Annotated in this window: 18 protein-coding genes; 15 read left to right on the top strand and 3 right to left on the bottom strand. The window is 37.5% G+C overall.

What is annotated here, in order from left to right:
* The first annotated feature begins 1 nt into the window (after position 1).
* The 12 genes from ASG31_RS12550 (at position 2) to ASG31_RS12495 (ending at position 13,192) form a co-directional block, all read left to right on the top strand.
* Positions 2 to 301, top strand: coding sequence for a DUF3098 domain-containing protein (locus ASG31_RS12550; protein WP_056033035.1), 300 nt, complete (start codon positions 2 to 4; stop codon positions 299 to 301).
* Between the two features lie 146 nt (positions 302 to 447).
* A complete protein-coding gene (locus ASG31_RS12545) occupies positions 448 to 1,266 on the top strand; it encodes an undecaprenyl-diphosphate phosphatase (protein ID WP_056033032.1) in 819 nt (272 codons plus the stop codon).
* A 252-nt stretch (positions 1,267 to 1,518) separates the two neighbouring features.
* Positions 1,519 to 2,217: a tRNA pseudouridine(55) synthase TruB gene (truB, locus tag ASG31_RS12540; RefSeq protein WP_056033029.1), complete on the top strand. Its 699-nt coding sequence runs from the start codon at positions 1,519 to 1,521 to the stop codon at positions 2,215 to 2,217.
* Positions 2,214 to 2,774, top strand: a complete 561-nt coding sequence (locus ASG31_RS12535) for a hypothetical protein (protein WP_056033026.1) — start codon at positions 2,214 to 2,216, stop codon at positions 2,772 to 2,774. Before truB ends, ASG31_RS12535 begins: the two co-directional genes overlap by 4 nt.
* A gap of 4 nt (positions 2,775 to 2,778) precedes the next feature.
* A complete protein-coding gene (gene rluF, locus ASG31_RS12530; protein ID WP_056033023.1) occupies positions 2,779 to 3,501 on the top strand; it encodes a 23S rRNA pseudouridine(2604) synthase RluF in 723 nt (240 codons plus the stop codon).
* Between the two features lie 150 nt (positions 3,502 to 3,651).
* Positions 3,652 to 4,374 carry a hypothetical protein gene (locus ASG31_RS12525; protein WP_056033020.1) on the top strand — a complete coding sequence of 241 codons (723 nt, stop codon included), beginning with the start codon at positions 3,652 to 3,654 and terminating at the stop codon, positions 4,372 to 4,374.
* Positions 4,375 to 4,468: 94 nt separating this feature from the next.
* Positions 4,469 to 5,308, top strand: a complete 840-nt coding sequence (locus tag ASG31_RS12520; protein WP_056033017.1) for a hypothetical protein — start codon at positions 4,469 to 4,471, stop codon at positions 5,306 to 5,308.
* 8 nt (positions 5,309 to 5,316) lie between these two features.
* The gene (locus tag ASG31_RS12515; protein WP_056033014.1) at positions 5,317 to 6,150 is read left to right on the top strand and encodes a hypothetical protein; all 834 of its coding nucleotides are present in this window, start codon (positions 5,317 to 5,319) and stop codon (positions 6,148 to 6,150) included.
* A gap of 253 nt (positions 6,151 to 6,403) precedes the next feature.
* A complete protein-coding gene (gene rpsA, locus ASG31_RS12510; RefSeq protein WP_056033012.1) occupies positions 6,404 to 8,212 on the top strand; it encodes a 30S ribosomal protein S1 in 1,809 nt (602 codons plus the stop codon).
* A 201-nt stretch (positions 8,213 to 8,413) separates the two neighbouring features.
* Complete coding sequence (locus tag ASG31_RS12505) at positions 8,414 to 11,017, top strand: T9SS-dependent M36 family metallopeptidase (RefSeq protein WP_231433738.1); 2,604 nt, start codon at positions 8,414 to 8,416, stop codon at positions 11,015 to 11,017.
* Between the two features lie 114 nt (positions 11,018 to 11,131).
* Positions 11,132 to 12,115: an EamA family transporter gene (locus ASG31_RS12500; protein WP_056033006.1), complete on the top strand. Its 984-nt coding sequence runs from the start codon at positions 11,132 to 11,134 to the stop codon at positions 12,113 to 12,115.
* A gap of 84 nt (positions 12,116 to 12,199) precedes the next feature.
* Positions 12,200 to 13,192: an alpha/beta fold hydrolase gene (locus tag ASG31_RS12495; RefSeq protein ID WP_056033005.1), complete on the top strand. Its 993-nt coding sequence runs from the start codon at positions 12,200 to 12,202 to the stop codon at positions 13,190 to 13,192.
* Positions 13,193 to 13,433: 241 nt separating this feature from the next.
* Here ASG31_RS12495 and rplS read toward each other — a convergent pair whose 3' ends face one another.
* On the bottom strand, positions 13,434 to 13,790 hold the full coding sequence (gene rplS, locus ASG31_RS12490) for a 50S ribosomal protein L19 (RefSeq protein ID WP_056033002.1): 357 nt from the start codon (positions 13,788 to 13,790) through the stop codon (positions 13,434 to 13,436).
* 541 nt (positions 13,791 to 14,331) lie between these two features.
* Between rplS and ASG31_RS12485 the strand changes: the two genes are divergently transcribed.
* Positions 14,332 to 15,033, top strand: coding sequence for a CoA transferase subunit A (locus ASG31_RS12485; RefSeq protein ID WP_056032999.1), 702 nt, complete (start codon positions 14,332 to 14,334; stop codon positions 15,031 to 15,033).
* A 208-nt stretch (positions 15,034 to 15,241) separates the two neighbouring features.
* Here ASG31_RS12485 and ASG31_RS12480 read toward each other — a convergent pair whose 3' ends face one another.
* Entirely contained in the window at positions 15,242 to 17,041 is a 1,800-nt protein-coding gene (locus ASG31_RS12480) for an ABC transporter ATP-binding protein (protein WP_056032996.1), read from the bottom strand.
* Positions 17,042 to 17,162: 121 nt separating this feature from the next.
* On the opposite strand from ASG31_RS12480, the gene ASG31_RS12475 reads away from it, so the two are divergent.
* Positions 17,163 to 17,816, top strand: coding sequence for a 3-oxoacid CoA-transferase subunit B (locus tag ASG31_RS12475; protein WP_056032993.1), 654 nt, complete (start codon positions 17,163 to 17,165; stop codon positions 17,814 to 17,816).
* Between the two features lie 336 nt (positions 17,817 to 18,152).
* On the opposite strand, the gene ASG31_RS12470 is transcribed toward ASG31_RS12475, so the two are convergent.
* Positions 18,153 to 18,980, bottom strand: a complete 828-nt coding sequence (locus ASG31_RS12470) for a DUF4197 domain-containing protein (protein ID WP_056032990.1) — start codon at positions 18,978 to 18,980, stop codon at positions 18,153 to 18,155.
* 105 nt (positions 18,981 to 19,085) lie between these two features.
* Here ASG31_RS12470 and ASG31_RS12465 point away from each other — a divergent pair, with 105 nt between their 5' ends.
* Positions 19,086 to 21,347, top strand: a complete 2,262-nt coding sequence (locus ASG31_RS12465) for a beta-N-acetylhexosaminidase (RefSeq protein WP_056032987.1) — start codon at positions 19,086 to 19,088, stop codon at positions 21,345 to 21,347.
* The last annotated feature ends 8 nt before the right edge of the window (positions 21,348 to 21,355 follow it).

The raw sequence follows: 21,355 nt of genomic DNA, 5'->3' as shown, positions 1-21,355 counted from the left end.
AATGAGCAAAAAAACAACAAAGTTTTCCGCATCCGATTTTGGAAAAGAAGACAAGACAACCGAAGAAAACACCTTTTATTTCGGTAAAGAAAACTATAAATGGATGCTCATCGGGCTTGCTTTCATCGTCGTTGGATTTCTCCTGATGATGGGTGCAGACGCCAACACAGTAGACGGTAAATTTGATCCGAATGTATGGAATGACGATATTTTTTCCATCCGCAGAATCAGAATTGCTCCGTTATTTATTGTGATCGGTTTCGGCATAGAAGTATACGCAATACTAAAGAGGAAAAATTAAACAGTCAGGTAAAAAGATTAAGAATCAACATCTTTGATTCGAACAAATAAAAGTCGGTTGCCCAGCAATTGACTTTTTGTATAATAAAGTTTTGGCAAAAAGTCACTCAAATTACACATTATTCATTACCCATTACTCATAAAATCATGGATATATTTAAAGCAATTATCATTGCCATCATCGAAGGACTTACAGAATATCTTCCCATATCTTCCACAGCACACATGGGCTTTACCGCCAGTTTAATGGGCATGGAAGAATCAGAATTTCTAAAAATGTTTCAGGTTTCTATTCAGTTCGGAGCCATTCTGTCGGTAGTTGTAGCCTACTGGAAAAAGTTTTTTGATCTCAAAAACATTCAGTTGTACTACAAACTGGCATTTGCCGTGATTCCCGCTTTGGTTTTAGGATATATTTTCGATGATATGATAGAATCCGTGCTGGGAAATCAGATTGCCATCTCCGCTGTATTGGTTTTGGGAGGTGTAGTGTTACTTTTTGCGGACCAGTGGTTCAAAAATCCGATTATACACGACGAAAAAGAAATTTCAATTAAAAAAGCAGTAACCATCGGCTTTTGGCAGTGTTTAGCCATGATGCCGGGAACGAGTAGAAGTGCCGCTTCCATCATCGGAGGGATGATGCAGGGCTTATCCCGAAAAGCCGCAGCAGAGTTCTCATTCTTTCTGGCAGTTCCCACCATGCTTGCGGTCACAGTATATTCCGTTTTTGTGAAAACGTGGGGTAAAGGAACGCCAACAGCCGCAAAAGGTTACGAAATGATTTTAGAATCTCAGGATCACATCACCATTTTCATCATCGGAAATATCGTAGCGTTCATCACTGCATTGATCGCCATCAAAGCATTCATCGGAGTTTTAAACAAATATGGCTTCAAACCGTGGGGTTGGTACCGTATTTTTGTGGGAATTGCACTGTTGATTTACTTTTACTGGTTCAAATAATATTTTTCAATTACTCAGTACCCATTGCTCATCACTCATAATAATTTGGGCAGCTATTCCGCCTTCCACTCCCGCTTTTTTGCTCGTCGTACCTCCTCACAAAAAGAGCTCCGTTCAAGTCGGGCTGCGCGGGATTCAACGTTAAAAATATTATAGTAATTTTGAATATAAAAAAAATAAGAAAAACCTCTCCGATATTACACATTAGTGATTGCCCATTACCCATTACCCATTATCATTACTCATAAAAAAATGACCGCCGAACAACTACAATCCGGACAAATCTTTCTCCTCGACAAACCGCTGGACTGGACCTCCTTTCAGGCTGTAAATAAGTTGAAATATAAACTTAAACGGGAATTTGATCTTCCGAAAAAATTTAAAATCGGGCATGCCGGAACTTTAGATCCAAGAGCAACTGGTTTATTAATCGTTTGCACAGGAAAATTTACCAAAAAAATCCCTGAAATTCAGGATGCACCTAAAGAATACTGGACAGAAATTAAGATCGGCGTTCAGACCGAATCCTACGACACAGAAAAACCCGAGATTCTTCACCAGGATTTTTCAGAAGTTACAGAAGATCACGTGAAAAATGCTCTGGAAAAATTTTTAGGAGAAATAGACCAGAAACCACCCGTTTTTTCGGCTATCAAAATTGAAGGAGCAAGAGCTTACAATCTCGCAAGAGCCGGGACGGAAGTGGAGATGAAACCCAGAAAAACAACGATTCATTACATTAAAGATGTTGAAATTAATTTTCCGCTCATCAGTTTTGTTGTAGGGTGCTCAAAAGGAACTTATATACGAAGTTTAGCCCACGATATCGGTCAGGAATTGGGGGTAGGAGCGTATCTTACACAGTTGCGGAGAACAAAAATAGGAGATTACAGTGTGCAGGACGCAACCACAGAATTTCTAAATAACGATTACAGATTTGAAAATTTATGATCAGGAGTTTGTGGTCACTATTTTTTGTTATTTTATCGCTGAAAACATTTTCTCAGGAAAATTCTAATAAGCTGGGACTGTTCGGAGTAATGGAAGCAAATGTAGGTTTTGATGTAGCGGCGATGATTAAAGACAGTCAGGTAAGTGACGAATATGAGAGGCAAAATTTAGATCCGGGAAAATTCAATTATGGTTTTGCAGCACAGGCAGGATATCAACCTCTGGATTGGTTTGCCTTAGCTACAGGTTTTAGATACAGTTATGTAGATCCAAATTTTCATGTTTTGTACTGGACGTTTCAGCCATTTTTTATTGTCAGTAACCCAAAAGATGAAGAATTTACCTATATTTCTGCAAATTTTGGAAAACAAATTAACAACACGGCTTCAAAAAATGCAGTTCTTGCAGGATTTTCTGTAGGATTTTTCGAACCGATCACACAAAATGTCGGAAACAAGTTTCAGATTAATCTTGAAGTTCAGAATTTTGACGGGAACAGTACATTATTTGTAGGATTTTCATACGGCATCGCATTTTTCTCAAACAGGAAACTTTAAAAAAATGGAAAAAACACGTATCAATAAATATCTTTCGGAAGTAGGTTATTGCTCCAGAAGAGCTGCAGATAAACTTTTGGAAGAGGGCAGAATTAAAATTAACGGTCAGATTCCTGAGCTGGGAACCAAAGTTTCAGACGAAGATCAGATTGAAGTGGATGGCAAACCCATCCGTGAATCCGAAGAAAAGCCAGTCTACATTGCCTTTAATAAGCCTCGCGGGATCGTCTGCACCACAGATTCTAAACGTGAGAAGAATAATATCATAGATTTTATAAATTATCCGCGAAGAATTTTCCCAATTGGGAGACTTGATAAAGACAGCGAAGGTTTGATATTTCTTACCAGTGACGGTGATATCGTAAACAAAATTCTCCGGTCAAAAAACAACCACGAAAAAGAGTACATCGTAAGACTTGATAAACCAATTACTCCCAGATTTGTGGATAAAATGCGCAATGGAGTTCCTATTTTGGATACGGTAACCAAGAAGTGTGAGGTGGAAAAAATTGACGATATGCATTTCAGAATAATTCTTACACAGGGCTTAAACAGACAGATCAGAAGAATGTGCGAATATCTGGGTTACGAAGTAAAAAAACTGAAACGCATCAGGATTATGAATATTTCTCTTGATGTACCTGTAGGAAAGTGGCGTGATTTTACCGATACTGAATTATCAAAAATCAATGCGCTCATTTTAGAATCTACAAAAACTCATGAGTGAATTTTTTCAACTTATTCTGGTTTTAAACTGAATTAAATATTACGTTTTCAAAGTTTTTCATAGAAATTTTCTATAAAATGAAAGTTGGTTAGTTTTAAGTGATTATATCTGTACACACACAACAAGTCAAAAACACTTAAAAATACCAAGATGAAAAAAATGCTCTATTTAGCAGTGCTGGGTTGTTTTGTTGTGCCCAGTCAGAAGCTCTTCTCGCAAGTGGGAATAGGAACTACCTCGGTGGAAGATAACGTTCTCCTGAAAGTTGAATCTACCAATAAAGGAGTTCTGCTCCCTAATCTTACAGTCCCCAGTCTATCACTTCCGGCACCTGTCACCGCGCCTGCTTATGGTCTTTTAGCCTATAATAAAGCCGCGGGAAAAGAAGGTTTTACTTTCTGGGACGGTGCAAAATGGAATGAGCTGGTAGATTCACGTAATGTCTATTCTGTTTTAGGGCTTACTATCTCTTACAGTACCTCCAATTCTTCTCCCGTTGATCTTTCTACATTAGCCGGTGCTGTGAATTATGCCGAAAATTCAGCGCCCGGCACCATTTGGACATTTGTACCAGGTCTCTCAAAAACAATTAATATTACACAGGCCAATAACAGTGTCTTCGTGATTACAGAAGGCATGGTACAGGCAAATAACAGCAATATTGACGCCACCAAAACGTACACTTACGCTATTGGGATTTTTGTGGATGGGCAGCTTAAAGGTGTGCGAAACTATTCTACCAACTATGGAAGGTCAAATCAGTATGACTTTTTCTCGAACAACACACTTTTTAAAAACCTGAGTGTAGGCAGCCACGAAGTAAAAACCTACGTTACAATGCGTGTAAACAATTACACCAATGCCTCCTTATGAAAGTTTGGTGGTGCCGCATCAGCATCAGTAAATGCAGATATGTCTAAGATTAACATGTTTATTAAGCTTACAGAAAAGTCATAAAATACCAATCATGAAAAAAATTTTTCTAAAATCACTCTTATTAGTGATAGGAGTAAACAGCTTTGCACAAAGCGGTTCGGTGGGGATTGGTACAGCATCGCCGGATTCTTCTGCCATTCTTGATCTCGTAACTTCCGACAGAAGCTTAATGATTCCCAAGATTTCTCTGAATAAAGATAATATTTCAGATTACAGCTTTATGGCAGCGAAACCTACGGTTTCTTTACTTGTTTATAACACCAACGCTGCTTTTCCGGGAGGGAAAGGTCTCTATTATTGGGACGGCACAAAATGGATTTTTTATTTTAATTCTGCCAATATTAATCTTTTGCTGGGAATTACCAAATATTATTCTAAAATATATTCCGGAGTTTCTACAAACAATTATCCGTCTGACGCTGATTCTGTAGGTCATTTTGAAAAAGATAAACCTCTTGTATCATCTTGGGTAGAAGTTACAGATCCAACACCATTAGTGTTTTCCATTGAAAGACCGGAAAACAACGCCGTTGTTACATTTACCGGAATGCTGCAGCTGAATAACGCTTCCTCGAGCAGCGCCAGCGTAACCTATGGTTTAGGGATATTTGTAGATGATAAACTGATTTCTTCCAAGTCTGCTTCCTTAAATGTTGATAATACGTGTGCTTTTCAAGAATTTACCATTACCGGTCTTGTAGATGATCTTACGGTGGGAAACCACACCATTAAACTTGCAGTGATGAACAGATCAAGTACTACCTCCACTACAATCAGTTATGGAAAAAAAGGTGCCAGCTGCACCAATATTTCAGATGATGAAGCAAGAATCAGTGCCATCGTGCTCATAAACCAACCATTACCTTATTAAAATTAAAGATGAAAAATATATTTAAAATCATAGCATCAGCTTTTTTTCCCGGCGTGATGTTGTCACAGGTTGTGATGACGGATAAACCCGAACCCATCTTAGACGAAACAGCAATCTTAAAACTTGATGCTGAAAAAAAAGGTGTTTTACTGCCAAGAATTGGTCTTTCATCAAATGCAGATGTTACTACAGTCGCATTACCACAAAACGGCAGCATATTATTCAATACTAATCCCACAACAACTTTACCAGAAACAGTGGCTTATTTTGATGATGGCAAATGGAACGCACTTTTTACTAAAGATCAAATTTTGTCTAAATTAGATTTAGTGAACACAAGTTCCGTCTCTTCTCCGGGTAATATAAGTGTTACAGGGTTTACGGCGGGAGCAATCGCATTGGGAAGCGGTACTGCCAACTGGACTTCACTGGGAATTACAGATACAAAAACATTTACCAGAGCTAATAATGCATTTGCTTTCACGCTGGAAGGTATGGCTCAGCTGGACAGATCTGTAGATTCTTTCTTTCAGTACGCTATCGGAATTTTTGTGGATGATAAACTGGTGGTGGTGAGAAAATACCACAAGCAGAAAGAAGATTTCACCTGCTCATGGCACAAATTTGTACTTAATGGTGTGGTAAATAATTTAAGTACAGGAAGTCACACCATCAAAGTAATGGCAAGGAATATATCATCAAGTTCAGGTAGCGCTACCCAAAAAATAATTTATGGTGGCGTTGCAGAAAGTTCAAATTCTGGAAATCCTGCTTGTGATAATATGAGCAACTTTATGTCTAAAATCTCCTTAAATACCACAATTGTGGAATCTCTAAATTAATTTTCATTTCAAACTTTTACTTTGGATGAAGCTGCTTTCTGGTAGCTTCATTTTTTTTCAAATGAATATTATTATCAATTAAAATGTTTTGAACTTTTTAAAAAATAATTAATTTTTTTTCGTACTTTTGCACTCACTTTTGTGGACGTACTTTCGGCGAAGTAAAACATTAGCAATTAACAACTTCCATATTTTTCAGGATTCACAGCAAAGCCGAGGTCTGTAAGAATAGGAATACAAATTTTATTAGAAAATGTCAAAAGAGACAAATTCAGCAGAGGTTATTCTTAACCAAAACGTAGCACCAGAACAATTTGACTGGGATTCTTTCGAATCTGGTCTTGATGCAGATGCTAGAAAAGAAAAAAGCGATCTTGAAGAAATCTATAACGGATCTCTTAGCAGCTTAAATGATAACGACGTTATCACAGGTAAAGTTGTAAGATTGACAGACAAAGAAGCTATCGTAGACATCGATTTCAAATCTGAAGGTGTTATTTCTCTTAACGAATTCCGTTACAACCCAGGCCTTAAAGTAGGGGATGATGTAGAAGTAATGGTAGACAGAAGAGAAGACAAAACTGGTCAGTTGCAGTTATCTCACAAAAAAGCTAGAACGCTTAAAGCTTGGGATAGAGTAAACGAACTTCACGAAACTGGAGAAATCGTTAACGGTTTTGTAAAATCAAGAACTAAAGGAGGTATGATCGTTGATGTTCACGGTATCGAAGCATTCTTACCAGGTTCTCAAATCGACGTTAAGCCAATTAAAGATTACGATCAGTTCGTAGGAAAAACTATGGAGTTCAAAGTTGTGAAAATCAACCCTGAGTTCAAAAACGTAGTTGTATCTCACAAAGCATTGATCGAAGCAGATATCGAAGGTCAGAAAAAAGAAATCATCGCACAGCTTGAAAAAGGTCAGGTTCTTGAAGGTACTGTTAAGAATATTACTTCTTACGGTGTATTCGTAGATCTTGGTGGTGTAGACGGATTGATCCACATTACAGACCTTTCTTGGTCTAGAGTGAACCATCCATCTGAAATCTTAGAAGACGGACAGACTGTGAAAGTGGTTATCCTTGACTTTGATGACGAGAAGACCAGAATCCAGTTGGGTATGAAGCAATTAGAAGCTCATCCTTGGGATGCTCTTTCTGCTGACATGAAAGTTGGTGATAAAGTAAAAGGAAAAGTAGTAGTTCTTGCAGACTATGGTGCATTCGTTGAGATCGCTCCAGGTGTGGAAGGATTAATTCACGTTTCTGAAATGTCTTGGTCTACTCACTTGAGAAGCGCAGGAGATTTCGTAAAAGTAGGTGACGAAGTGGAAGCTGAAGTACTTACTTTAGACAGAGAAGACAGAAAAATCTCTTTAGGTATGAAACAGTTATCTAAAGATCCATGGGAAAATATCGAAGCTAAATATCCGGTAGGTTCTGAGCACGTTGGAACTGTAAGAAACTTTACAAACTTCGGTGTATTCGTAGAATTAGAAGAAGGTATCGACGGATTAATCTATATCTCTGATCTTTCTTGGACTAAGAAAATCAAGCATCCATCAGAATTCTGTGCAGTAGGTGATAAATTGAATGTGGTAGTTCTTGAGCTAGACATCCAGGCTAGAAGATTATCTCTAGGTCACAAGCAATTGACAGAAAACCCATGGGATAAATTTGAAACTAAATATGCTGAAGGAACTGTACACACAGGATCTGCTGTAGAAGTACACGATAAAGGTGCTTCTGTACAATTCGAAGATGCTGAAGTAGAAGCATTCTGTCCATCAAGATTATTAGAGAAGGAAGACGGATCTAAAATCAAGAAAGGTGAAACTGCTGAGTTCAAAGTAATCGAATTCAACAAAGAGTTCAAGAGAGTAGTAGTTTCTCACACAGGAATCTTCAGAGACGAAGAGAAAAAGAATGCAAGAGAAGCATCTAACAACAGATCTAATAACAACAATAACATGTCTTCTTCAAACAATATCGAAGAAAGATCAACCTTAGGTGATATTGATGTATTGGCTGAATTGAAAAAGAAAATGGAAGGAGGTAAATAATCTTTTCTCATATTTCTATAAACTAAACCATCCTTTATGAGGATGGTTTTTTTTGTTTGCGATGGTTAATTCATGTAATATTCAAATGTAATTCAGTAATTAAAGAGTTGCTAATGGTGATGAAAAAAATATTATTAAATATTAAGTAAAAGTAATATTAATATGATTATTATTTGTAAATTTGGCCCTTTAAGAATCAATATGAAAAAGCTAACTCTACCTCTTTTGTTTGCTGTTGCGTTATCTGTAAGTTCTGTATCAAATGTGTACGGGCAGGATCATAAGCAGCTAATCAGTAATTATATTTCACAGAATTCAATACGTGATTATAAGAAAGCAGATCTTAATGATCTTGCAATAGACGTTGTAGATCATTCTACATCGATGCAGGGAGATATTATCAAATTTCAGCAATTGTATAAAGGTTTGCCGGTAATGAACTCTGTTGGTTCGGCTCTGGTAAAAGATGGTAAGGTTGTCTACTTTAATGATACTTTTGTTAAAAATTATGGAGTAGCTACTTCAAACATCCCATCCGTTACCGTTGCAAAGGCACTAGGTACGGTTGCCGCGCAGCTTAATAATCCAGCGATTAATAATTTTGAGGTTCTTAAACCTTTAGATGCTGATTTAGAAGATAAGAAATTTGTAAAGCAAAATCTAGTCTATGTTAACCACGAGAATAATCTGAAATTAGCTTATCAGATTGCTTTTCAGGATCCATCATCACCAAGTTACTGGAATTTCTTAGTTGATGCAAACAGTGGTTCTGTTCTTTTTAAAGAAGATCTTAATCTTTCATGTAATTTTTATCATGATGCGTACAGCCATGACCATTCTGAACACCAGAAACTTGAAGGACCGCTTTTAGGTTCTGCAGAACAAAGCTCATTCAATCTTTTAGTTCCGGATCCGGCAACTTATAATGTATTTGCATTTCCAATAGAAGCACCAACTTTTGGTGCAAGAACTATTGTTTCAAATCCCTGGATTTTAGCTTCTTCACCCGAAGGATGGCATTTTGACGGAACAACTCATTACACATATTCAAGAGGAAACAATGCGTACGCTTACGACGATATAGCTGGCAATAACCAGGTGGCCACTTTTGCACAGGGAGGTGCAACGAGAAATTTTGATTTCCCTTTCAGTATCAACGGAACACCTGCGAGCAATCTTAACGCGTCAATTACCAATCTGTTTTATGCAAATAATATGGTGCATGATGTCTTTCATAAATTTGGATTTAATGAGGCTTCAAAAAACTTCCAGCAGACCAATTTCGGTTTAGGGGGTGTTGGAAATGATTATGTGTTGGCAGAAGCACAAGATGGCGGAGGAACGAACAATGCAAATTTTTCTACACCAGCTGACGGTTCAAAACCAAGAATGCAGATGTATTTATGGTCTCAAACCAACAGGATTTTTTACTACAATGCTCCATCAGCGGCAGTATCAAGACAGCCCTTAGCAGGTGTTGCCCAGTTTGGCCCGGCTCTCACTGCAACAGGCACCACTGGTGACGTTAAGTTATCTTCAGTGTTAGAAGGTTGTACCGCAATCCCGGCAGGATCTCTTACCGGTAAAATAGGTTTGATCCAGAGAGGAAACTGTGATTTTGTGGTTAAAGTAAAAAATGCCCAGAATGCAGGAGCAATTGCTGCAATTGTATATAATGCACCTACTTCAGCTGCAATAGGAAATATGGGAGGTACAGATGCTACCATCACAATCCCTTCGGTTTTGATTGATAATGTGGAAGGTGAGTATATTAAATCACATCTCAGCGCAAATACAACAGTGAACGTTACTCTAAAAAACGACCCTGCGGCAGCTATCACACCTGATGGAAGCTTTGACAACGGAATTATCATCCATGAATATGGCCATGGTATTTCAAACCGTCTAACTGGTAATGGTTCTACATGTTTGTCATCTTCCGTCAGCAAAGAGCAGATGGGTGAAGGATGGTCAGACTTCTTTGCTTTAATGCTTACAAATAAGCCTGGGGACAATGCTTCAGTGCCACGTGGTATGGCGACTTATGCTGCCGGAGAAGGTAACTCAGGAGAAGGTATCAGACCTGCAAAATACTCTCCAAATACCACTATCAATGCATTCACATACAACGATACAAACGGTATGGAATATACCAATGCTAATCTTCAGCTCGTGCCTGATGTACACTCAATAGGTTTCGTGTGGGCAACAATGCTTTGGGATCTTCACTGGAAGTATGTTGAGAAATACGGATATTCTTCAAACGTAACAGCAAACACAACCAGCGGTAGTGCAAGAGTATTACAGCTGATTACAAATGCTCTGAAATTACAGCCTTGTAATCCAAACTTTGTGAGTGGACGAGATGCGATACTTGCTGCTGAAATGGCTACAACACAAGGTGCAGACAGATGTATGATCTGGAATGTTTTCGCAGCAAGAGGATTAGGATTAATTGCTGATGCAGGAAGTCCTACTGATATTAATGATCAGTTTGCAGATTTTAGTGTTCCTGTAGAATGTGTATTGTCTACAAGCGAAGTAAAAGATGTTAAAGCAAACGCTATTTCAATCTATCCTAACCCTGCTAAGAATGAATTCTTCATCAACTTCCCTAAAAACACTATGGGTAAAGTAAATGTTGAAATTTTTGATATGAGTGGGAAGATGGTTGCTTCAGAATACAAAGTTTCTGCTGATGAGAAAAAAGCGATCAATACTTCAACTTTAATTAATGGAACTTACATTGTTAAAGTAAAAGGCTTAGGAATTGATACTTCTTCTAAACTTCTGATCAAAAAATAATATTAAAACATAGTTTTATAAAATTACCTCAGAAATTCTGAGGTAATTTTATTTTACAGCAATCACCGTTCAGACAAAATTTTATATTGTACCTTTGCCGGCTGAAAAAAGGTTATGAAGAAGAAAAATATTGTAAAAGGAGTACTGTTTGTCGGTATTGGAGCAAGCATTTATGGAATGCTTGCCACTTTTGTTAAGATGTCTTACAAAGAAGGTTTTACAACGTCGGAAGTTACAACAGCTCAGTTTGCGCTCGGTCTGGCAGGACTCTTAATTATGAATTTAATTCAGACCATTACATCCAAAAAGAAATTACCATCTCCCAGCCGTAAAGAAATAAGAATGCTATTGATGGCAGGAACTTCTTTAGGATGTACGAGTTTATTCTACTACATTTCAGTACAGTATATTGCGGTTTCTATTGCTATTGTACTTTTAATGCAATCCGTTTGGTTCAGTGTTGTCCTTGAAAGTTTAATTACTAAGAAGTTTCCTAATGTCAAGAAAGTAGTTGCGACACTAATTGTTTTGCTGGGAACAGTTTTAGCAACAAACCTGATTAATGTAGAAGTAAAACTCGACTGGCATGGCATCTTCTGGGGATTGCTAGCCGCGGCATCATTCACAATGACGATGTTTACTTCAAATACTTTGGCGACCCACTTACCGGTGCTTAGAAAAAGTATGATTATGTTAACCGGTGGTTCAGTAATTGTTTTAACATTTTTGTTTTTCGCTCAAATCGGACCTTTATATTCGGAAGGTTTAAAATCTTTTTACTTAAATTTTACCGAAAATACAGCGCATATCAGACTATTTAATTATTCAATTTTCTGGACGTACGGTTTTATTTTGGCATTATTCGGAACCATCATTCCGCCCATTTTGTTCAACTTAGGATTTCCAAATACAGGTCTGGGCTTGGGAAGTATTATTTCCTCATTAGAACTTCCGGTTTCTGTGACGATGGCATTCGTCTTATTAAGCGAAGAAGTAATCCTCGTTCAGTGGATAGGGATTGTTTTAATTTTAATGGCAATTGTACTGATGAATTTACCGTCCAGAAAAGAAAAATTAATTGCTACAGAACATTCTTAAGACTTATAATTAAATTATAAATACCATCCAAAACCGTTTCTTTTGAAGCGGTTTTTTTAAATTTATATCTAAATTCAATTTTTCATGACCAAATTTAAAAATATTATTACCGGAATTTCAGTTGTAGCAATCACTTTCGCGCAGGCACAGATTAAACCTTTAGACGCAACGCTTTCAAACTACCAATATCCTTTTGAAGTTCATTTCAAAGATTTAAATTCCCAAAAACAAAATCTGAAAATGGCATATATGGATGTCAGGCCGCAAAAATCCAACGGAAAGACAGTCATGCTTCTCCACGGCAAAAATTTCAATGGAGCGTATTGGGAAAAAACAGCTAAATATTTATCAGCTCAAGGTTTCAGAGTGATTATTCCCGATCAGATTGGATTTGGAAAATCTTCAAAACCTCAAAGCTATCAGTTTTCATTTGCACAGCTGGCAAGCAATACCAAAGCGATTTTAGACGATTTAAAAATTGAAAAAATCATTGTTCTCGGCCATTCAATGGGCGGAATGGTTGCCACAAGATTTACGCTAATGTATCCTGAAACGGTAGAAAAATTAATCCTTGAAAACCCCATCGGTCTGGAAGATTATAAAACCTTGGCCAAATATCAGACCGTAGACGAAGCCTATCAGTCCGAACTAAAGAACACAGCAGAATCCTACAAAAATTACCAACTCAAATTCTACTACGACAACAAATGGAAATCAGAATACCAGCCATGGCTTGATCTCATTGCAGGTTGGACTTTACACAAAGACTATCCCCAAGTCGCATGGAATGCTGCGTTAACGAGCGATATCATCTTCAATCAACCCGTTGTTTACGAATTTAAAAATATCAAAATGCCAACCTTACTCATCATCGGAACGCGGGACCGTACAGCCATCGGAAAAGACCGCGCACCAAAAGAAGTTCAGCAAACAATGGGACAGTATCAGGAACTGGGAAAGAAAACGCAGCAGCAAATTGCAGGCTCAAAACTGGTGGAACTTGAAAATGTAGGCCATTTGCCACATATAGAAGTCTACGATAAATTCTGGAACGCACTTTACAGCTTTATTAAATAGGAGGGAAGATGGAAGATGAAAGTGGGAGAATGTAAGTTTGCGACTTTAAATAATTTTATTCAAGATAAGTATACATTTCTCTCCACTGGAGGGGTGGCGAAAATTTGAAAGAAATTTTTGACGGGGTGTTTTATGCGCAATAATTATGCTCCATTAAAAATTCCATCAAAAGAAAAGTATCGCAAAATAAAAAGAGACCGCTAAAAATAGCAGCCTCTTTTCGTATATGTTGTTGTCTGAATTACTTCTTTTTGTAAGCAGCGTCTTTAATTCTCGCTTTCTTACCTCTAAGATCTCTGAAGTAGTAGATTCTAGATCTTCTAACTTTACCTCTTCTGTCAAGCTCAATCTTTTGAAGAGCCGGCATGTTGATAGGAAAAACTCTCTCTACACCTACGTCACCAGACATTTTTCTGATAGTAAAAGTTTTTGTAGCTCCAGTACCTCTCAACTGAATTACCGTTCCTTTAAAGAACTGAGTTCTTGTTTTTTGACCTTCTTTAATTTCGTAATACACTGTAATTGTGTCTCCTGCCTTAAAATCAGGGAAATCTTTTTTTGTGATGTACTGGTCTTGTACGTACTTTAATAAATCCATTATTAATAATAAAAATTGTTTAAGCTAAGCAACTTACACGTCCATCGCTAGAGGTTGAATAACAGACTGCAAAAATAAAACAAATTTTTCTGTCCACCAATACTTTATAAAAAAAATATTTACAAAATTACATACCCACAAACACCCATCAATCATCAATCATCAATCATTACTCATAATCCGGGCGTGCCCCTCACTCGCTCATTCCGCTTCGCTGCATTCCCTCGCTCGGGTCGGGCTGTCCGCTATATCTTTTTTTGGTTGCCAGTTCTTTTTCCTTCCAACCAAAAAAAGGATGCCGCTTCCATCCCTCACGCAAAAGAAAAGTCGTTTATCTTTTCAATATTTCTTATCAAAACAACTCGATGGATTTTTTAACTGAAGCTGTGCTGAGATGCTTTCAGCATAACAAACTGTTTGAAAAATCCTTATACTCATTCAAATAAAAATCTGTGAAAATCCGTGTAATCTGTGTGAAATAAAAAGATTTTCAATTTCAAATAAAAACACTAATTTAAGACCTCCAAAATTTAATTCAAAAATGATCGATAAAAGAGTGAAAAATGCACAGGAAGCCATTGCAGGAATTCAGGACGGGATGACTTTAATGCTCGGCGGTTTCGGATTGTGTGGAATCCCTGAAAATTCCATCAACGCATTGGTAGAAAGCGATGTAAAAGATTTAACATGCATTTCAAACAACGCTGGAGTAGACGATTTCGGATTAGGATTGCTGCTTCACAAAAGACAAATCAAAAAAATGATTTCATCTTACGTAGGCGAAAATGCAGAATTCGAAAGACAGATGCTTTCAGGCGAACTGGAAGTTGAACTGACTCCCCAGGGAACTTTGGCAGAAAAATGCAGAGCCGCACAGGCAGGAATTCCCGCATTTTACACACCCGCAGGTTTCGGAACTGAAGTGGCCGAAGGCAAAGAAGTAAAAGATTTCAACGGAAAACCTCACATTTTAGAGCACGCATACGACGCCGATTACTCCATCGTAAAAGCCTGGAAAGGCGACCATGCAGGAAACCTCATTTTCAAAGGTTCAGCCCGAAATTTCAATCATCCTATGGCCGGCGCCGGTAAAATTACCATCGCTGAAGTAGAAGAACTGGTAGAACCAGGCGAACTGGATCCCAATCAAATTCACATTCCGGGAATTATGATCCAGAGAATTTTCCAGGGCGAAAAGTTTGAAAAAAGAATTGAACAGAGAACGGTAAGAAAAAAAGATTAGTTTTCGAATTAGTTTTTTTTAAAAAAAACCCCGAAAATCAGATTTCGGGGTAATTTTTTGTATCACTTGTTTATATTTATTTGAATGTAATATTTCATGCATAAAATATCTCTCAGAAAATATCTGATTTTCAAACTAATGTGTTATAAAATATTTTCAAAGTTTCAAAATAAAACTAATGTGACTCCTGTATTATAAACTTCCCTGTTTAAATCTGGGTCGCAGTCTTTCGTTCACCAATCTGCTGTCTCCACATGGCGTAGTATAAGCCTTTTTCTTCAATCAGTTTCAGGTGAGAACCTGTTTCAATAACCTGTCCGCGCTCCAGAACAAAAATTCTGTCCGCGTGCATAATTGTACTCAATCTGTGGGCAATTAAAACCGTAATTTGTTCTTTATCCTTTGAAATTTCTTTGATCGTAGTGGTAATTTCCTCTTCTGTGATGCTGTCTAAAGCAGAAGTAGCTTCATCAAAAATCAACAGATGTGGTTTTCTCAGCAAAGCTCTGGCAATGGCAATTCTCTGTTTTTCGCCACCACTTAATTTTAATCCACCTTCACCGATTACCGTTTCAATTCCTTTTTCAGCACGTTCCAAAAGACCTGCACAGCTTGATTTCTTTAAAGCCAACTGTAAATCTTCCTCAGTTGCAGAAGGATTCACAAACAACAGATTTTCTCTGATAGTTCCCGAAAAAAGCTGCGTATCCTGCGTCACAAAGCCAATCTGATTTCTCAGTTCATCAAAATCAAATTCTTTTCCGTCGATATTATTGTAAAAAATAGTTCCTTCTTTCGGCCTGTACAGTCCAACAAGCAATTTCACCAAAGTACTTTTCCCTGAACCACTTGGTCCGACGAAAGCAATCGTTTCTCCATTTTTCACATCAAATGAAATGGAATTTAAAGCTTTATAATGAGCAGATTGGTGCTGGAAAGAAACTTTATCGAATTTTAAATCTTCAATCGCACCGATTTTTTTTGGATGCAAAGGTTTTGGTTCAACTTCTTTTTTCATCACACGGTCAAAATTCTGAAGTGACGCTTCGGCTTCACGATAGGAAATAATAATGTTCCCGATTTCCTGCATCGGTCCGAAAATGAAGAATCCGTAAAATACAAGCGATAAATACTGCCCGGGAGTTACAATATTTTTAAAAATCAGTAAAAGTAAAGTGAACGTGATGACCTGCTGTAAAAAATTCACCAAAGTTCCCTGTACAAAGCTCAGCGAGCGGATACTTTTTACTTTTCTTAATTCAAGATTCAGAATTTTGTAGGTGTTGTTGTTCAATCGTTCAACTTCCTGATTGGTCAAGCCTAAACTTTTTACAATTTCAATGTTTCTGAGGCTTTCAGTGGTGCTTCCTGCCAAAGTTGTTGTTTCTGAAACGATATTTTTCTGGATGTTTTTAATTCTTTTGCTTAAAAGATTGGTAATTACTGCAATAAAAATAATACCCAAAACATACACTGGCATAATCGACCAATGCAAACGGATGGCATATATCGAAACGAAAATAATACTCACCAGAATTCCGAAAAAGATATTAATGAAATTGTTGATGAACTTCACAGAATCTTCACGCACTTTGGTTAAAATAGAAAGTGTTTCACCGCTTCTTTGGTCTTCAAATTCCTGAAAAGGCAGTCTCATGGAATGCTGCAAGCCATCAGTGAAAATCTTAGCCCCAAATTTCTGAATAATCACACTAACAACGTAGTCCTGAAATGCCTTTGCGATACGGCTGATCATGGCAGTTCCGATTAAAAGTCCTAGAAAGTAGAAAACACCGTGGTAAATATCGGTTCCGTAAAGATATTCATTGAGGTTTCTTGGGATTAATTTATCCTTATCAAAGTGATTCGGTTGGTTGACCAGTTTATCCAGAATATTTCCCGTAATCGCCGGAGCAAAAAGGGAAAAGACTTGATTTATAGATGCTAACAGAAGCGAAATGATAATCAGCCATTTATAGGGTTTTAAATAATTTAATAGAATTTTCATTAGTAAAATTAAAAGCCAACAAATTTACGACAATTTAAGCATCAAAATTTATCATAGGATAAGAAAGAAAAAATTTCGTAATTCTGAAAAAATAGCTAATTTGGCAGGATAAGATTATGCTATGCTAACGAAAGAACAAATTGCACAAAGAATTTCAAAGGAAGTAAAAGACGGTTATTATGTAAACTTAGGAATCGGAATCCCAACATTGGTGGCGAATTACGTTTCCGATAATCTTTCGGTAGAATTCCAGAGTGAAAACGGAGTTTTGGGAATGGGATCTTTTCCTTTTGAAGGTGAGGAAGATGCAGACATCATCAACGCCGGAAAGCAGACCATTACAATTTTGGAAGGCGGTTCATTTTTCGATTCTGCATTCAGTTTTGGGATGATCAGAAGCCAAAAAGTAGATTTAACAATTCTCGGTGCTATGGAAGTTTCAGAAAACGGTGACATCGCCAACTGGAAAATTCCAGGGAAAATGGTAAAAGGAATGGGCGGTGCGATGGATTTGGTGGCTTCAGCCGAAAACATAATCGTTGCGATGATGCACGTGAACAAAGCCGGAGAAAGCAAAATTCTGAAAAAATGTTCACTTCCTTTGACGGGAATCAACTGTGTGAAAAAAGTGGTTACCGAACTGGCCGTTTTAGACGTTACGCCTGCCGGATTCAAACTGATAGAAAGAGCTCCCGGAGTTTCGGTGGAGCATATTATAAAATCGACAGAAGCAGATTTGATTATTGATGGCGAAATTCCTGAAATGCAATTTTAAGTGGCTTTTGGCAAGTGGCTTAAAATGATTAATTATATAAAAAACCTTGTCCAGTCGGGCAAGGTTTTTTATATAATATGAAATTTCCTATAAAATGACATAGGAAATCGGAGCGTTAAGAAATCGAAGATTCGACGCAGTCAAAATTAAAAATTAATCCGTTAAAAAATTCCCAATGTTTGAGTGCGGTCACATTACCTTAACAGATGAACTTTAAATCCGCACGAGTTTGGGGATTTTAGGATTAAATTTTAATTTTTAGCGAAGAGTTCCAAGTCTTGAACTTTTGGTTCTTTTGTTTGACTACGTCGAATCTTTAATTTCAAGACAAAAGAACTATCTACCATCCTGCGCCCCAAAAACTTTCTGCAGAATACTCGTCGTTCTCATCACAGAATTATTTCTGATTCCGCTTTCTTTCTCTGCCACCATTTTGAAAACACCATTGATGGTTTCGTTGGTTACATATTCGTTTAAATCTGTTGAAACGGCTTGTCCGGTCAGTGTGTTGTATTTTGAAATCAGATTATTCCATACTTTATCGGCACCTACTTTTCCTAATGAAGCCTTTACTTTTGGCTGAAATGCAGTAAACAGTTGCGCCTGAGTTTTGCTTTGTAAATAATTCGTAGCTGAATTATCGCCACCCAGCAAAATATTTTTCGCATCGGTAATCGTCATCGAAGTAATGGCTTTTGTAAAAATCGGAGCAGATTCTGTCACTGCGTCTTCGGCAGCTCTGTTGAGTAATTTCACGCCCTGATCCGCGAGACTTCCCAATCCGAAAGCACGAAGTTTTGTGTCAATTACCCTTAGTTTTTCAGGCATTAAAATTTTTACCGCTTCATTTTTCAGGAAACCGTCTTGAACAGCGAGTTTTTTCACACCTTCCGTAACGCCTAAATTCAAAGCTTCTTTCAAACCTGATGAGATTTGAGTTGAAGTAAGACTTCCAAGATTTACTGATGACGTGCTTTTGGTGGGAGTTTGCGAACTTGCTGTGCCGGTTTGAGGCTTTGTAGTGGTGGTTGACGGAACCGTTTTAGGATTGTCTAAATCTACACCCGTTTGATTTTTCACCGTAGATTTGATAATATCTAAAATCTGTGCCTGTGCAGAAACTGAAAATAATAATGCTGCCGCGAGGATAAAAGTTTTTTTCATCATTTAATTTTATACAAACTTAGATGTTTTGAAGCTGAAATAGTTAAATGATAGACTGAATTTTTCAGAAAAGAATTATATTCGCTAAAATCTAAACTCTACAAGATGCTGCGTATTCTTTTGGTCTTTTCTTTACTGATTTCGACGTGTTTTTCGGCTCAGACAAAACTGAATTTAATTCCTTATCCAAATCATATTCAATTTACAAACGGTGAATTTTTAATTCCTAAAACTTTAAAATTTTATGATGTTCCTAAAGAGGATACTGAATATTTAAAAAAAAGGTTGGGTTCGATGTTTATATATGAAAAAACAGATAAAGAAATTGCAAATTTTACTACAGGAGATTATCCTTATCCTGGTAGAAGAAGAAATGAAGAAGGTAAAAATGATAGTTATTTGATTTCTATAACTACTGATAAGATATTTGTAATGTATGCTGGAAAAAATGGTTATTTTCTTGCTATTCAAACTTTAGTCCAATTATTTGAACAGTTTAGAGAAGTCGGAAAGATTCCTGCGATGAAGATTAGTGACAAACCCAAATTCGCATGGCGCGGAATGCACTTAGACGTTTGCCGTCATTTTTTCACAGTTGAAGAAGTAAAACAATACATCGATTATCTGGCAATGTACAAATTGAATACTTTCCATTGGCACTTAACGGATGACCAGGGCTGGAGAATCGAGATTAAAAAATATCCAAAGCTTACTCAAATCGGTTCAAAGCGTAAAGAATCCATGATTGGAGCGTACGTTGATGATACTTATGACGGGAAACCTTACGGTCCGTATTTTTATACTCAGGAACAAATAAAAGATGTTGTAAAATATGCTCAGGGAAGACATATCACCGTTGTTCCAGAGATCGAAATGCCTGGTCACGCCCTGGCTGCTCTTTCTGCGTATCCTGAACTGGCGTGTACTAAAGGACCTTTCGAAGCAGCGACAAAATGGGGTGTTTTCGATGATGTTTTCTGCCCGAAAGACGAAACTTTTACTTTTCTGGAAAATGTTTTGGATGAGGTCATTCAGCTTTTCCCTTCTCAATACATTCACATCGGAGGCGATGAGTGCCCGAAAACGAGATGGAAGGAATGTGCGCACTGTCAGGTTTTAATCAAAAAAAACAATCTGAAAGACGAGCACGGTCTGCAAAGTTATTTTATTCAGAGAATTGAAAAATATGTCAACTCAAAAGGCCGCAAAATCATCGGTTGGGACGAGATTCTGGAAGGTGGATTGGCTCCAAACGCAGCAGTAATGAGCTGGACAGGTATTAAAGGTGGAATCGAAGCCGCAAAAACCAATAATTTCGCCGTAATGACGCCTGGAGCATACTGTTATTTTGATCATTATCAGGGCGATCCGCAGACCGAACCTAATGCGTTCGGAGGTTTCACGCCTTTGGATAAAGTCTATTCGTACAATCCGATTCCTGCTGAATTAAATGCGGAGCAGTCTAAATATATTTTGGGAGTTCAGGCAAATTTATGGACGGAATATATCCTGGATTTTAAACAGGTTCAGTATATGATTTTCCCAAGATTATTTGCGCTTTCCGAAGTAGGTTGGGGAACTTCGAAGCCGGAAAAGTACAAGGAATTTGAAGACAGAGTGGTGGAGCATTTTAAAATTTTAGATAAAATCAACATTAATTATGCTAAAAGTATCTACAATATCGCCGGAAAAGTAGTTCCAAATAAAAACGGTGTTTCCTACGAACTATCAACTTCACAAAATCCAAACGGAATTAAATTTACAGTTGACGGCAGCGAGCCAAAGGCCAATTCTGCGATATATCAGAATCCGATTCCGATATCAGGAGCAATGATCATAAAATCGGCTTATTTTGAAAATGGAGAATTAAAATCTGCAGTTTCTTCTCAAAATTTTTCCACCTCGAAAACGACCGGTAAAAAAATCACCTTGGAAAATCAGCCCAGCGAAAATTATTCATTCGGTGGTGCCTTTACCTTGGTCGACGGAATTACCGGAAATGTAAAACAATTGGGAAAAACATGGCTTGGTTTTCAGGGAAAAGATGTGGTTGCGACAATTGATTTAGGAGAAAAAACAGGTTTTTCAGAAGTTTATTTCAATACGTTAGACAACAAAGGAAGCTGGATTCATCTGGCAAAATCGGCATCAGTTTCGGTTTCAGATGACGGCAAAAATTTTAAAATCACTAAAGAAATTGGGAAAGAGGAAATCCTTTCAGCAAAAGGAAAAATCTGTCTTAAAGTCGGTAATCATAATGCTAAATTTATTAAAATCAAAATAGAAAACGCAGGAATTATTCCCGCAGGAAATCCAGGCGCAGACTCCAAAGCATGGCTTTTCGTCGATGAAATTGGAGCGCGGTAAGTTTAATG

The organism is Chryseobacterium sp. Leaf404, from assembly GCF_001424145.1.
In the GTDB taxonomy this organism is placed as follows: Bacteria; Bacteroidota; Bacteroidia; order Flavobacteriales; family Weeksellaceae; genus Chryseobacterium.
This window is presented reverse-complemented; position numbering and strand designations above follow the sequence as displayed.